The following is a 14322-nucleotide window of genomic DNA, read 5'->3' on the forward strand; positions in this document are numbered from 1 at the left end:
GTGCCCTGACAGTTCGTGGCCGAAAATCAGGGTGTAAATACATGACGTTGCTGCATCAGATCGTTTGGGGCAGTACCTTTCTGGGTATTTGCATCCTGATCGAGATTCTCTTTCTGACCTGGTGCACGATGTCCATAATCAAGATGGACAAAAAATGGGTCACACGCGGGGTGTTTGTGGCAACCGCGGGGCCGATTGCCGTTGCCTTGGGCTTCATTATCGCAACGCACACCATTCAGGTCTGGATCTGGGCTATCGTCTGGGTGTTGCTAAATGTTCTGCCGGACTGGAACTCGGCCATCTATTTCTCGTTGGTGACGTTTACGACGCTCGGATACGGCGACATCGTTTTGGGTGAAGGGCTGCGCATTTTCGGCTCGTTTGCTTCGGTCACCGGGCTGTTGGCGTTTGGATTGTCGACCGCGTATCTGGTCGCATTGATGACCCGCGTTTTTCAGGAGAAGTTCTTTTCCTAAAGGATCGGTGCAAACAACCGTGCCAGCGGCGCACCAAAGCGGATGTGGGCCGGTTGTTGACGCAACCTACGGGTCAATTCGAAACTGGTTTCGAAATCTTCTTGTAGCATCTGGTCGACGGCCTGTGCAGCCCGGGCATCAAAGAACAGCGCCATTGCTTCGAAGTTGAGGCGGAAGGATCGGTTGTCGAGGTTTGTTGTTCCAACAGCGGCCAGCGTATCGTCGACAACGAACGCCTTTTGATGCATGAACCCGCCGGTATAGCGGAATACGCGCACGCCACAGTCGCGGATTTCATCGAAATAGGCAAACGCGGCCAGCCATGGCAGGCGATGGTCGATCATGTCAGGAACAAGGATGCGCACATCCACACCGCGCATCGCGGCATGTTGCAGCGCTGTCATGACATCGATGTCGGGTACGAAGTAAGGCGACGCAATCCACAACCGTTCTTTTGCCTCGGCGATTGCTGCAAAAAACATCATGGCGCCAGTTTCGGTTTCGTCTCCGGGTCCGGTCGCGACCAGCAGGGCATTCATGTTCTGTTCGGATTCACTGCCCGCCCAGTCAAGTTCATCAATCAGGTCTTCGTTATGCGCCCAATGCCAATCTTCAGTGAAGATAAGCTGCAATTGCCGGACGACATGACCGGACATCATTATGTGAGTGTCGCGCCAATGACCGAAATGCGGATGTTTGCCCAGATATTCCTCGCCAACATTGTGGCCACCGATAAAGCCTGTCTCGCCATCGATAATGACAGTTTTACGATGGTTTCGGTAATTCAGCTGAAACCGGAAATTTGGGCCGCGTTGCTGACGCGGGTCGGCTACATCAATTCCGGCTTCACGCATGGTATCCAGATACGCGCGCGGCAATCCGTAACTGCCGACTGCATCGGTCATGAAACGGACGTGAACCCCACGTTTCGTCGCCTCGATCAGCTTGGATTGCAGTTTGCGGCCCAGTGCGTCGTCTCTGATGATGTAGAACTGAATGAGGATATAGTTCTTGGCCTTGTCGATGGCGTCGAAAATGGCGTCGAATGTGGCTTGCCCGTCAACCAGTAGCCGGGCACCGTTTCCGCTGGACACAGGAAGATGCGCCAGAAACTCGAACGGGCGCGGATTGATGGACATTGAGGAGGGATCGGGCCTTGAGTAATCGGCAAAGGTTTTGATCCCTTCAACAACCCGCTCACTTTTCTGGCGCGCGATGCGATATCCGTGAAAGCGATGGTGTCCCAGAAAAAGATACAACGGCACCGCTAGGAAAGGGGCTGAAACCAAAAAAACCACCCAACCAACGGCACCTTGCGGTGTCCGCGCGGTTTGTGCCGCTCGGATCGAAAACACAAATGCAGCCACGTACAACGTGAATACAAAGATAGATACCAGTGCTGTCCACATGGGGTCTTACATCTTTCGGGCCGTTTAGTTTGCCCCAGTGTAGATGCGTGACCAGTCTTGCGCCATATCGACAATGATCCATCCCTTGTCAGGACCCCGATCCAGCCCATCTGCCAGCTTTCCGATCGAGCTTTCGCGGTCATAAGCCCATTCGCGTTCGGCGTCCGTGTGGTGGATCAGAATTCCCAAACGCGGACCATCACCCGACGTTGTCCAATCCAGCATAGCGAAATCTCCGTCCGAGTTGCCTGCGGCCAGAATAGGGCGTCTGCCAATCGTGCGTTCGATATTGATCGGCTTGCCTTCCTTGTCGTCGATGAAGGCTAGCCCCGGTGCCTTGATGATCGTCGGGTTGCCGTCGATCACCTTATAGGTGCTGTCTGCATAACTCCCCAATATCTGTTCCGGCGGGATACCATAGGCATCCTCGGCAAAGACGCGCATGAAATGAATGCCACCGCCGGATACGATGTAGGTCTTGAAACCTTCGTCACGTAGATAACGCTGCAACTCGACCATCGGCTGATAGGTCATCTGGTCATAACGAAGGCCGGTGTTGGGGTGGCGTTCGGTTTCCAGCCACTGCGCAACAGCTGCCTGAAATTCTTCGACGCTGGTGCCAGAATGCGATGCGTTGACAACTTCGATCAGCGCCTCATGCCCGCCTTCAAGAACGGTCGCTAGATCACCCTTTGCAGCAGCTTCCAGAGCAGGAGTTGTCAGGATCGACGGGTCCCGCTTGGCCAGATCGGCCAGACGATCCATGGCGAAAAGGAACTGAAAATACACCGGCTGTTCGGCCCAAAGCGTTCCGTCATTGTCGAATACGGCGATCCGATCATCAGGCGTCACGTAATGAGCTGAGGCAGGGTCGGTTACCTCGTCAACAAACGAAACGATTTTCGCTTTGGATTCTAAATTGTTCCATGACGGCAAGGGGTCAGCGATGGCGACCGTCGCTCCTAGCACACTGCACAATATCAAAAATAGACGCACGGATTATTCCTCAATTTTCAACCGCTAATGAGAAGGGCCGGGGCCCCGGTATCGGGACTCCGGCTTTGCTGTGTCTTGGATCAAACAGTCAGGTTCACGGTGCGCCCGGAGGTGACGTCAACTTCTCCATCACTTTGTCGAGGCTGAAGCTCGCCGCTTCCTGTCGGGGTGGGTATTCCTTGAAGGTTTCAAGGAACTGCGCGACATAGGCCTGCGCAGGTACCAGCATGTAGGCACGGTCGAGCATCCAGTCATAGTAGGTGTTCGATGTGCGGTAGCCACGCTCGTACGGGTCGCGTCGCAGGTTGGTGATCAATGGCACGCGCAGAGGGGTCAGTGGCTCCATCCAGGCGCGCAAGGTTGCCCATGCCTTCTGTTCCAGGAAGGTGATTTTCCAATCACCGAAGCGCAGTGCCGCAAGGTCACCATCGTCCGTGAAATAGAAGATTTCCCTGCGCGGACTCTTGTCTGTTTCGCCGGTCAGCAACGGCAAGATGTTGTAGCCATCCAGATGCACGCGATAGTCACGCCCGCCGCCAACTTCGGCCACGGTGACACCTTCCAGAAGATCTTCTTTCACGGTTTCGTTGCCAGCTGCAGCCAGGAATGTCGGTAACCAATCCATATGGTGCACGATCTCGTTCGACACAGCGCCTTCGGTAATCTTGCCGGGCCACCGAACCATGGCAGGTACGCGCCATGCGCCCTCCCATTGGGTATTCTTTTCACCCCAGAACGGGGTCATCGCGGCATCTGGCCAGGTATTCATGTGCGGACCATTGTCGGTCGAGTAAAACACGATGGTCTTGTCGGCGATGCCCAGCTCATCCAGCGCAGTCAGGAAGTCGCCGATATGCATATCGTGTTCGATCATGCCAGCCGTATACTCATCTACCTGCTTGCCGACGATTTCATTTGCTTTTGCCCATTTCTCTTCGGAAACATGCGTGCGGAAATGCATCCGGGTACCTGACCACCAGACGAACCACGGTGTGCCGCTTTCCTCTTGTTTGCGGATGAATTCAATCGCAGCCGCCGCGGTTTCATCGTCGACCGTTTCCATGCGCTTCTTGGTCAGCGGGCCGGTATCCTCGATCTCACCACCCGCTGTCGACTTGATTACACCGCGCGGGCCAAAAGCTTGTCGGAAGGTTCTGCCATCGGGCAGAACAGCATCATTGGGATAGTCGATGTTTTCCGGCTCTTCCTCGGCGTTGAGATGGTAGAGGTTGCCAAAAAATTCGTCAAAACCGTGGTTTGTCGGCAGATGTTCATCCCGGTCGCCCAGGTGGTTTTTTCCGAACTGACCCGTGGCGTAGCCTTCCGCTTTCAGAAGGCCCGCAATGGTCGGGTCTTCGATCTGCATGCCTTCCTCAGCGCCCGGCAGGCCAACTTTGGACAGGCCCGTGCGGAAAACGGATTGCCCCATGATGAAAGATGATCGCCCAGCCGTGCACGACTGTTCACCGTAGTAATCCGTGAACATCATACCTTCTTCGGCGATACGGTCGATATTGGGTGTCTGATACCCCATCAACCCCCGCGTGTAGGCCGAGATGTTGGACTGACCAACATCGTCGCCCCAGATCACAAGGATATTCGGTTTCTGGTTCTGCGCCCAGGCGGGTATGGCCAGTGTCAACGTGGCGGTTACCACGGCAAGTCGGCGCAAGTTACTGCGCCAGGTGCCGGATAGCGAACGTGGAGGTAACATGGTTTGCTCCTGATCTGAGAGGATCTTGGCGACCCCAAAGGAAATGAATCACCCGGCGTTCAAATGCATGAACAACGCGGCAGCAAAGTGTTGATTCCCATATTGAAAATCTTTGGTAGCAGGAATCGAACACCATTAGCATAGGTTACTTCTTGCGTCGGAAACTCATCATATGATTATATCGCAAAGTACAAATGTGAGACAAAATGAATAATCTGAAGCTATTACGAAACACCGGATGGTTCAGTGAACGCTCGTCAGAGTTTCAGGCCGATTTGGCAGCCCTTGGCATACCGAAATCGGTAGAGGCGGGAGAGACGCTGTATCACTATGGTGATCCGGCAAATGGTATCTACGCGATTCTCAGCGGTGGTGTGCAGATAACGGCCCCAGCGGATGATGGTCAGGAGTTTGTGCTTCACCGCGACGGCGCTGGGTTCTGGATCGGCGATCTGGCTTTGTTTGCAGGTGCGCTGCGTCTGGTCAGTGTTATCACGACGCAAGCCACTCAAGCCTTGTTTTTCCCAAATTTAAGCATCTCGCGGTTGATTCAGAACAATCCTGACTACATCCGGGATTTCTATGCGTTGACGCATGAGAATATGCGGACCGCTTTGCGCATCATGGCAAATCTGGCTGTGACGGGAACGGAAAAGCGGCTGGTCTTGAGGTTGCTTCACTTGGACGAGGGGACCTCGAAAACCGATGGATGGATTGATGTTTCCCAGGACGATCTGGCGGCGATGATTGCTGTATCGCAACCGACTTTGCACAGGAACCTTCACCGGCTTGTGGATTTGGGGTTAATCGAACTGGGGTATGGCCGGGTTCGACTGCTGGATCGGGGCGCATTGATAGCCAGTTGTCAGACCTGAGGTTTCGGGTCGTGACACCGGTATGCGGTCCAACATATGCGGACAGGCTGGCGGCTGTGTACGGCACCCGACGAACTTAAGCCTACGCCACGCCGCAGTTCAGTTATTAGCACGCGCCTGACCGTCCTCCTCGCCCAATTGGCCGTCCAGAGACATCAGGATCGCGACCGGGCGTAAAGCAGGGATGTGGCTGAACACGATCAGAATACAGACCGTCAGTGGCACGCTCAGGAAAGCGCCGATCAGGCCCCAGACAGTTGTCCAGAATGTCAGCGCCAGAATGACAAGGAATGTCGACATGTTCAGCGAGCGGCCCAGCATGGCCGGATCAAGGAAGTTACCGATCAGGAATTGAAGGGTGCCGCACCCAAATAAGATGATCAGAAACGGAACGATCGTATCAAACTGAACAAGCGCGATCATGGCCGGAAAAAACACCGCTATGATCGACCCGATCGAAGGAATGAAGTTCAAAGCAAAGGTCAAAACGGCCCAGGTTTCCGCATATTCCAAACCAAGGGCCCTGAATACAAAATAACTGATGCCCGCTGTGATCAGGCTGATCAGGGTCTTAACCCCAACATATCGTTGCAGGCTGATCGATATGGCATCAAGCATGGTCGCAAAATCAGCGCCGGTTTGGGGGTCGCCAGCCGCAAGTTGAATTTTCTTGCGAAAGGCCAGACGCTCGGCCATCAGGAACGCGACATAGAGGCTGATCAGAAAGAACTGGTTCAGTAGGGACGTAGCGCTGCCCAGCAACAGGCGTGCGACATAGGTCATGTCGATGCTGACCAGATTGTCGCGGATGAAAGTGGTGACGTCGTTGCCGACAAGACCGGTTATGCGCTCAACCGCCCCGTCGAACTGGTTTTCGTAGGTGCTGACGGACCGTGCAAACTGCGTTGCCTGACTGCCCAGCACGTACATGATCATGAACAAACCCGCCAGAACGATGGTCACACCAGCGATATTTGCCAGCCAGACTGGAGCGCGGGTTAGCGCGACGACGCGGTCGCTCAGCGCAATGATCAGAACGTTGACCAGCAGTGCCATGGCAAGCGGGATCAGGAAGTTCGCCCCCGCATAAAGCCCCAGCACTATCAGCGCCGCGATAATGCAGGTGTCGCGGACAACAGACAGTTTTAGCCTGGGGCGAGCCGTGAAATCTTCCTGATCCGGGATCATTCAGTATCCTGTTTATCTGTTCTTAAGCAGGCTAGTGATCGTCCCGCTTTGCCCAATCCTGCACCTGCATTCCGGTTTTAGCAATGCAGTCAGCGGTTTGCAGACCGGCTTTTGTCACTTTGATACCGATGACGGGTTCTGTGTTTTATTTCGGCGGGTTAGGGTTGCAGGATGACAAAGCCTACGATTCCCCCATTTGGCCGCCCGCTTCAGGCGTTATGGCTGGCGCTTCGCCGGTTCGTCAGGAAAAACGGACCTGTCATGAGCAGCCATGTCGCCATGTCGCTGATGATGGCCCTGTTTCCCTTTGTGTTGTTCACCGTGGCGCTGGCTGGGGCATTGTCGCAGGACTATGTTACCGATGAGCTGATTGATCTGCTGTTCGGGGCATGGCCCAGGGATGTTGCGGACCCGATCGTGGCCGAGCTGCGTGCGGTTCTGGCCGGGGCGGGGTCGGGTGTGATTACGCTGGGTGGTCTGCTTGCAATCTACTTTGCGTCCAACGGGGTTGCCGCAGTACGCGCTGCCATGAATCAGGCCTATCACGATCAGGACAGTTGGCCTTTTTGGAAAACCCGGCTTTTGTGTCTGGTTCTGGTTATCCTTGGCGGTTCGGCAATCCTTGTTATTGCAACGGTCGAGGTGGTCTTGCCGGTCTACACGAAACTGGTGGCAGAGCATACCGAATCTCCGGTAGCGGACTGGCTGTCCGTAGATCGCCTGCGGTGGACGTTTACCGTGGCCGTTCCGGCAGGCACTGTCCTGCTGGCACATCTAATTCTGCCAACCCGCAGGCACAGCCTGACCCAAATCCTGCCCGGCGTCATACTGACATTGGTTTTGTGGGCAGCTGGCGGATGGGCATTTTCAGTCTATATCAGCCAGTTCGCCACCTACAGTGCCACATATGCGGGTTTGGCCGGGGCAATGGCCGCGCTGATTTTCCTGTATCTGTGTTCTGCGATGCTGATCCTTGGCGCTGAATACAACGGCGCATTGATCGACCTTCGGAACGCCGCTGAAGGAGATATGGCATGAGATTTGCCATTCTGGCGGCTTGTTTAACCCTCGCAAGTGAAGGGCAGGCGCAGTCACTGGAATATGTGGGCTCAGATCGGTGTTCAGACTGCCATCAGCACGAGGCCGAGGCATGGGCTTCGTCTCATCATGCCTTGGCCTGGACAGAAGTTGGCGACGGCCATCTGGTCGCCGAATTCGATGGAACCCGGTTCGTGCAGAACGGGATGACGGTTGAATTTACTAAACAGGCAGACAGGTTCACAGCTCGTGTAACGGAAAAAGACGGAGCGACGACGGCATATGATGTGCATTCCGTCGTTGGAATCGCACCTCTGCAACAATATCTGTTTGAAACCGAACCGGGGCGGTTGCAAAGCTTTGATGTGGTTTGGGATACCGAGCAGAAGCGCTGGTATCACTTATACCCCGATCAGGATCTGCCACCAGAAGACGGGCTGCACTGGACGGGCCCTTACAAGAACTGGAACGCGCGCTGCGCCGAATGTCACGCCACAGGGTTTGAAAAGAACTACGACGCGCAATCCAGAACATACTCTTCCCGACAGGCCGAGATTGGTGTTGGCTGCGAAGCCTGCCATGGACCGGGGTCAGCTCATATCGATTGGACCAAAGGGCAGAGCGTTACTGAGGGGCTGAGTGATACAGGCTTTTCGATGAGCTGGGGAAAAGGTCAGACCGAGGCCGAGATCCAGCAATGCGCCGGGTGTCATTCGCGGCGCGAGGCACATGGCAACGGAAACCCTTTGCCGGGAACCTCGTATCATGATGCCTATAACCTGGCTGTGTTGCGGCCCGGTTCGTATCATCCGGACGGGCAGATACTGGATGAGGTCTACGTTTACGGCTCATTCCTGCAATCCAAAATGTATGCCCGAGGGGTCGGGTGCATGAACTGCCACGAGCCACACAGTGCGCAGTTGAAGGCCGAAGGCAACGGTATTTGTACCCAATGTCATTCCACGGCCGGAAACCCTGATTTCCCGACGCTGGCGAAACAGGAATACGATACACCCAATCACCATCATCACGTTACGGATAGCGCGGGTGCCCAGTGCAAAAGCTGCCACATGATCGAACGTAAATATATGGGCGTGGACGGTCGCCGGGATCACAGCTTTCGCGTGCCGCGACCGGATTTGGGATTGGGGGCTGATGCCTGCACTGATTGCCACCAGAATAAGGATCAGGTCTGGGCTGCCAGCCGGATCAAAGGCTGGTTTCCTGACACAGCCAATCGGGCCCCGCATTATGGCACGGTGTTCAAAGCTGCTGCCGATGGCCATTTGAACACGCCAGAGGGTTTGATTGCTGTCGCAACGGACCCCTCGCAACCCGCTATCGTGCGGGCAACAGCAGCGTATCTGCTGCAACCTTTTGGCTCGCTTGAGGTTGCCGCGTATACAGCGCCACTGTTGCAGGAAGACGATCCGCTGATACGCGCAAATGCAGCAGCCTTGCAGCGTCAGGCGAGCCCAACGGATCGTGCGCAAAGGTTAGAGCCCCTTTTGTCTGATCCTTTTCGCAACGTTCGCATAGCCGCCGCCAAGGAATTTCTGAGTATCCCTCTTCAAGCTCTGACATCTCAGCAACAGGATCTGGCCGGGGAGGGGATGGCCGAGTGGCAGGCGGCGATCTCGAACAGGCTGGATGCCCCGGAAACACATCTGGTTCTGGGGGGGATGGCCTTGACGCTGCGCAACGCCCCGGCTGCCGAACGGGCATTTCGCGAGGTTGTAGCGCTGGATCCTCAGCGCGCCGAAGCGTGGCCCATGGTGGTGCAGCTGGCACAGATCAATCGCGGCCCGGAAGCCGCACGTATCGCCCTGCGAGAAGCCTTGGGCAGATTGCCCGATGACCCGGCCTTGCTGCAATTGCTGCAACAACTGGGGCCCTGATCCGGCACAGGTTTGCCCGATTTGTTCCAACTTCACGGCAAAATTTCACGCTAACAGCATTTCAGATTTGCTGTTTTGAGGTGATGTATGTCCGCGGATTCAACAAGACAGAAAGCAACCGGGACGAACCCCGCTACGCTGGCGCAGCGCATTGAAGAGCTGCGCAATCGCGAGCCTGTATATGTTTCGCACGGGGATACACTGATGTTGCAGGGTATGGCCGCGACGTCGCTGCGCGAACAACGGCTGACCGGGAACCGTATCCGATTGGAAGATTAAGTTCAGCCGCGAAACCCGGTTGCCACAACAAATTTTTCTGAACTGTCCGAACGTGATGCGGGCGGTTTCACATGCGCCACTTTCTGAAATTTCTGCTTCAGAAGTTTTTGCAAATCGCCCTCGGCACCGCCGGCAAGAACCTTGGCTACGAATGTGCCACCTTCTTCCAGCACGTCAAACGCGAAATGGGCCGCAGTTTCACACAGTGCGATGATCCGAAGATGGTCGGTCTGCTTGTGACCCGAGGACGCCGCTGCCATGTCTGACATCACCACATCCGCTTTGCCACCCAGCCAGTCCTTGACCTTCTGGTCGGCGTCATCCTCCATGAAGTCCAGCACATGAGTATCGGCACCCGCAACCGGTTCGACTTCCTGCAAGTCGATGCCCAGCACAGTTCCGATCCGTTTCCCTGACTTTTCGCCAAGCGCGTTTACGCGTTTGACTGCAACCTGGCACCAGCCACCGGGCGCGCACCCCAGATCAACAACCCGTGCTCCGGGTACGAGAAAGCGGAACTTGTCGTCTAGCTCCTTGATCTTATACGCGGCCCGCCCCCGGTATCCTTCGGTCTGGGCGCGCTTCACATAGGGATCGTTCAGCTGTCGTTCGAGCCAGCGGGTCGAACTCAGCTTGCGACCACGTGCGGTTTTTACCTTTACCTTCAGGTCACGCTGACCGCGACCCGAGTTGTTTTTGCCAGTTGGTGTCTTCGCCATCAGAACGGTCCGTCTTCCAGTACCCCGTCCGCGCTCATCTGTGCATAAAGCAGGCCCTCGCGTAGCCCCCGATCTGCCACGGAAAGGCGATCAGTGGGCCAGCAGCGCAACAATGCCTGCAAAATGGCTGAGCCGGACATGATCAGGGCCTGCCGGTCTTCACCAATCCGAGGATCCCGGCGGCGCCCATGAGGGCCGAGTTCTAAATACCCGCGTATCACTTTGTCAATCTGATCACTGGTCATACGCAGCCCGTCAACCTTGGTCCGGTCATAGCGCTTCAGGCCAAGATGCGATGCAGCAACCGTTGTGACAGTTCCGCTGGTGCCGACGATCTGAAAACCTTCGCGGGTCTGTTCATCTTTGTAAGGTGCGAAATCGGCCAGGTTTTCTTCGAAAAACCAGCTCATCAATGCAAAGCGAGCGGCGTCGTTTTCGACGTCATTGAACTGATCCCGCAACGTGGCAACACCCAGCGGTACGCTGATCCAGTCTACAACTTTTGCAGCCGGAAAAGGGCTGTCGACCGTGTGAAATCCGTTGTGCAAACGCATGATCGCAGCCGGGCGGTCACGGCGAGGGACGGACGAAATGTCGATCCAGACCAGCTCGGTCGAACCGCCGCCAATATCGACAACCAACAGCTGTTCGGTCTTGGTGGACACCAGCGGGGCGCAGGAGATCACCGCCAAACGGGCTTCTTCTTCGGGTTGGATGATTTCAAGCGTCAGTCCGGTTTCGCGTTTGACCTGTCGGATGAATTCGCGGGAATTCTTGGCGCGGCGGCAGGCCTCGGTTGCGATCAGACGCATCCGTTTTACTTTGTTCCGCTTCAGCTTTTGTTGACAGATTCGCAGCGCCTGAACGGTGCGTGCCATCGACGCCCGCGACAGACGTCCGGTGCGTTCCAGACCCGCGCCCAGCTGCACGGACTTGGAGAAGCTGTCAACCACATGAAACCCGCTGCCCTTGGGCTGGGCTATCAACATGCGGCAACTATTTGTTCCCAAATCCAGAGCCGCATACAGGGCATCCGGATCGGGTCTTGCCGGCGCGGGGCTTTCGACCGCTTTCGGGAACGCGCCCGCACCTTTGGGACGCTTGGGCGCCATCGTAACGCCCTCCGATTTTCGAGTTGATTTGACCCTAGGCGGGGCGTCGTCGACGTGCAAGCGATTTCCATTTCAAATTTGGCTTGGATGTCACACGCCGTTCATACTGAGGTGCGATTTGATCTTTGATCCCGGTTGAGGGATTCTTGATCGCAATCAGCCGCAGACGGAGCCTGCCATGAAAGATAAACGTGTCCTGACCTTTGACGAATTCGATGAAATGGTGAACCCGCGCCCAGAGGAATGTGAGTTTGACCGCGTCGTTGAACGTGCCCTGTCACGTCGTGGATTTCTGGGCGGCGTATTGGCGGTGGGAAGTTTCACGGCTTTGGGCGGGTCGCTGCTTCCAACTGGTGCGCGCGCAGCCGCAGATCGATTTGCGTTTGAGGCGATTCCGGCGTCAACTGCCGATGACGTCATCGTGCCGCCGGGCTACAAGGCCGAGGTGATGGTGCGCTGGGGCGACCCGCTTTGGTCTGATGTGCCCGAATTTGATCCGGCCACCCGTGGAACCGCTGCCAGCCAAGAGCGCGCATTTGGTGATAACACCGACGGTCAGGATGTGTTTTTGCACGAGGGTCACGTTCTACTGGTCGTGAACAACGAATACACCAATCGCGATATCCTTTGGGGCAACAACCCGGACGCCAAAGCCGCCTCGGATGACGATGTCGCCAAAGGCATGATGGCGCATGGTGTGACGGTGGTCGAGATTGCGGTTACCGACGGCAAATGGGGCATCGTCAAGGATAGCTCGTATAACCGCCGCATCACGCCGCAGACAGACATGTCATTGACGGGGCCTGCCGCTGGCCATGATCTGCTGAAAACTGCCGCCGATCCGACAGGCACCATCTGTAAAGGCACCTGGAACAACTGTGGTAATGGCATGACCCCATGGGGGACGTATTTGGCCTGTGAAGAGAATTTCAATGGTTACTTCTCGACTGAGGACGAAAAACATGAGGTCAGCGCCGAACTTCAGCGCTACGGCGTTTCGTCCAAGGACTGGGGATACGGATGGGCCGGAATTGACGAGCGTTTCGACGTCTCGAAAAACCCTAACGAGCCGAACCGCGCAGGCTATGTTGTCGAAATCAATCCGACCGAGCCGACCTCGACCCCTCGTAAGCTGACCGCGCTCGGTCGGTTCAAGCACGAAAACGCCGAGGCCATTGTGAACAATGACGGTCGTGTCGTTGTCTACATGGGTGATGATGAACGGGGCGAGTTCCTGTACCGCTTTGTCTCGGAAGGTTTTTATGCCGCTGGGGTGGACACGCATGCGCTGCTTGAGAACGGTACGTTGTCGGTTGCAAAGTTCAACGACGACGGGACTGGTGAGTGGCTGGACCTGACCCCCGAAACAACTGGTATGACGTCGCAGGCCGAAATCTGCATCCATACGCGGCAAGCAGCATCGGCTGTTGGCGCGACCACCATGGACCGCCCGGAATGGGTTGCGGCCAACCCGAACGCGCCCGAGGTCTATTGCTGCCTGACCAACAACAAGAACCGCGGTGTGAAACCGAATGCCGGTGGCGACGACACTTCGGTCAACGGGCCGAATCCGCGCGAGGCGAACAAATACGGTCAGATCGTGCGCTGGCGCCCTGAAGGCGGAGACCATGGCGCATCGGGTTTCGAATGGGACCTGTATGTACTGGCCGGAAACCCGACCGTGCATCAGGATGCGTATGGCGGTTCGGACAATGTCAACGCCGACAACATGTTCAACTCGCCCGACGGTCTGAAGTTTGACAGCAACGGCCTGCTGTGGATCCAGACCGACGGCAAATACAGCAACGAGGGCGACTTCGAAGGGCAGGGGAACAACCAGATGCTGGCAGGCGACCCGGTTACCGGTGAAATCCGTCGTTTTCTGGTTGGCCCGAACGAGTGTGAGATCACTGGGCTCAGCTGGTCGCCGGATCGCCGCACCATGTTTGTTGGTATTCAACACCCCGGTGAAGACGGTAATAGCCACTGGCCCGACGGTGGTAACTCGGTTCCACGTTCAGCCATCATTGCGGTTACTCGTGAAGACGGTGGGTTGGTCGGTTAACCTTGGCAAGACGCGTTGAAACAAGCCTCGGGCGGGTCATGCCGTCCGGGGCTTTTTGTTCATTATGCAATGCTCTCATAGTGACAATGAGAATTTTGGTATGCGTTTTTGCCGCGAGACGGGTTAAAACCCCGCCACGCCACCGTGGGCGAAAACGTCGCTTGAAAAGCGCCGGGTGTCGAAAACCGACCGACCAATCCCCACATTGAAGTTTAGAACCGGCCCATCGGGTTAGGAGGAATCACAGTAATGCCTGACGTCACCATCGTGTACTGGCGCGACATTCCCGCTCAGGTCATCGTCGGCAAAGGCCGTCGCGGCGCGAAGCGGCAACTGGAAGAACGGTTCGAGCAAGCCATCGACCGCGCCGCCATGAAGGTAAACGCCAAGGACAGTGATGCCTATCTGGCCGAATGGCGCAAGGCCGAGCCTTTTGCGGTTGATGGCGACCCGGCAGAAGTAGCCGAGGCCGAGGCCCTGCGTCTGGAAAAGGAATACGATCAGGACCGCATCAAAGCGCTGATCGCAAATGACGGTTGGGCATAAGCCCGTA

Annotated in this window: 13 protein-coding genes; 7 read left to right on the forward strand and 6 right to left on the reverse strand. The window is 56.2% G+C overall.

Annotation, left to right across the window (positions count from 1 at the left end):
- The first annotated feature begins 41 nt into the window (after window positions 1–41).
- Window positions 42–476, forward strand: coding sequence for an ion channel (locus tag AC2FLZ_RS07870; protein ID WP_480472907.1), 435 nt, complete (start codon window positions 42–44; stop codon window positions 474–476).
- Here AC2FLZ_RS07870 and cls read toward each other — a convergent pair.
- The 3 genes from cls to AC2FLZ_RS07885 all read right to left on the reverse strand — a co-directional run bounded on the left by cls (window position 473) and on the right by AC2FLZ_RS07885 (window position 4595).
- A complete protein-coding gene (gene cls, locus AC2FLZ_RS07875; protein ID WP_480472905.1) occupies window positions 473–1885 on the reverse strand; it encodes a cardiolipin synthase in 1413 nt (470 codons plus the stop codon). The two genes, AC2FLZ_RS07870 and cls, sit on opposite strands and share 4 nt — an antisense overlap.
- Before the next feature lie 24 nt (window positions 1886–1909).
- Window positions 1910–2881 (reverse strand): HAD family hydrolase, encoded by a 972-nt coding sequence (locus AC2FLZ_RS07880; RefSeq protein ID WP_496882039.1) that lies wholly within the window; start codon window positions 2879–2881, stop codon window positions 1910–1912.
- Between the two features lie 94 nt (window positions 2882–2975).
- A complete protein-coding gene (locus AC2FLZ_RS07885) occupies window positions 2976–4595 on the reverse strand; it encodes an arylsulfatase (RefSeq protein ID WP_480480823.1) in 1620 nt (539 codons plus the stop codon).
- 206 nt (window positions 4596–4801) lie between these two features.
- Here AC2FLZ_RS07885 and AC2FLZ_RS07890 point away from each other — a divergent pair, with 206 nt between their 5' ends.
- Window positions 4802–5470, forward strand: a complete 669-nt coding sequence (locus AC2FLZ_RS07890; protein WP_480472899.1) for a Crp/Fnr family transcriptional regulator — start codon at window positions 4802–4804, stop codon at window positions 5468–5470.
- A 99-nt stretch (window positions 5471–5569) separates the two neighbouring features.
- Here AC2FLZ_RS07890 and AC2FLZ_RS07895 read toward each other — a convergent pair whose 3' ends face one another.
- On the reverse strand, window positions 5570–6658 hold the full coding sequence (locus tag AC2FLZ_RS07895; RefSeq protein WP_480603559.1) for an AI-2E family transporter: 1089 nt from the start codon (window positions 6656–6658) through the stop codon (window positions 5570–5572).
- A gap of 171 nt (window positions 6659–6829) precedes the next feature.
- Between AC2FLZ_RS07895 and AC2FLZ_RS07900 the strand changes: the two genes are divergently transcribed.
- The 3 genes from AC2FLZ_RS07900 (at window position 6830) to AC2FLZ_RS07910 (ending at window position 9873) form a co-directional block, all read left to right on the forward strand.
- Window positions 6830–7696, forward strand: a complete 867-nt coding sequence (locus AC2FLZ_RS07900) for a YihY/virulence factor BrkB family protein (RefSeq protein WP_480603561.1) — start codon at window positions 6830–6832, stop codon at window positions 7694–7696.
- Window positions 7693–9594, forward strand: coding sequence for a cytochrome c3 family protein (locus AC2FLZ_RS07905; protein WP_496882040.1), 1902 nt, complete (start codon window positions 7693–7695; stop codon window positions 9592–9594). The genes AC2FLZ_RS07900 and AC2FLZ_RS07905 overlap by 4 nt, the downstream gene beginning before the upstream one ends.
- Before the next feature lie 87 nt (window positions 9595–9681).
- Entirely contained in the window at window positions 9682–9873 is a 192-nt protein-coding gene (locus tag AC2FLZ_RS07910) for a hypothetical protein (protein WP_480472891.1), read from the forward strand.
- A gap of 2 nt (window positions 9874–9875) precedes the next feature.
- On the opposite strand, the gene AC2FLZ_RS07915 is transcribed toward AC2FLZ_RS07910, so the two are convergent.
- A complete protein-coding gene (locus tag AC2FLZ_RS07915) occupies window positions 9876–10592 on the reverse strand; it encodes an RlmE family RNA methyltransferase (RefSeq protein ID WP_496714286.1) in 717 nt (238 codons plus the stop codon).
- Window positions 10592–11704, reverse strand: a complete 1113-nt coding sequence (locus AC2FLZ_RS07920) for a Ppx/GppA phosphatase family protein (protein ID WP_209503859.1) — start codon at window positions 11702–11704, stop codon at window positions 10592–10594. The genes AC2FLZ_RS07915 and AC2FLZ_RS07920 overlap by 1 nt, the downstream gene beginning before the upstream one ends.
- A 178-nt stretch (window positions 11705–11882) precedes the next feature.
- Between AC2FLZ_RS07920 and AC2FLZ_RS07925 the strand changes: the two genes are divergently transcribed.
- Both AC2FLZ_RS07925 and AC2FLZ_RS07930 read left to right on the forward strand, forming a co-directional pair.
- Window positions 11883–13769, forward strand: coding sequence for a PhoX family protein (locus AC2FLZ_RS07925; protein WP_496882041.1), 1887 nt, complete (start codon window positions 11883–11885; stop codon window positions 13767–13769).
- 249 nt (window positions 13770–14018) lie between these two features.
- Window positions 14019–14315: a virulence factor gene (locus AC2FLZ_RS07930; RefSeq protein ID WP_209503861.1), complete on the forward strand. Its 297-nt coding sequence runs from the start codon at window positions 14019–14021 to the stop codon at window positions 14313–14315.
- Window positions 14316–14322: the final 7 nt, after the last annotated feature.

This window comes from Ruegeria sp. YKSF131, from assembly GCF_059612645.1.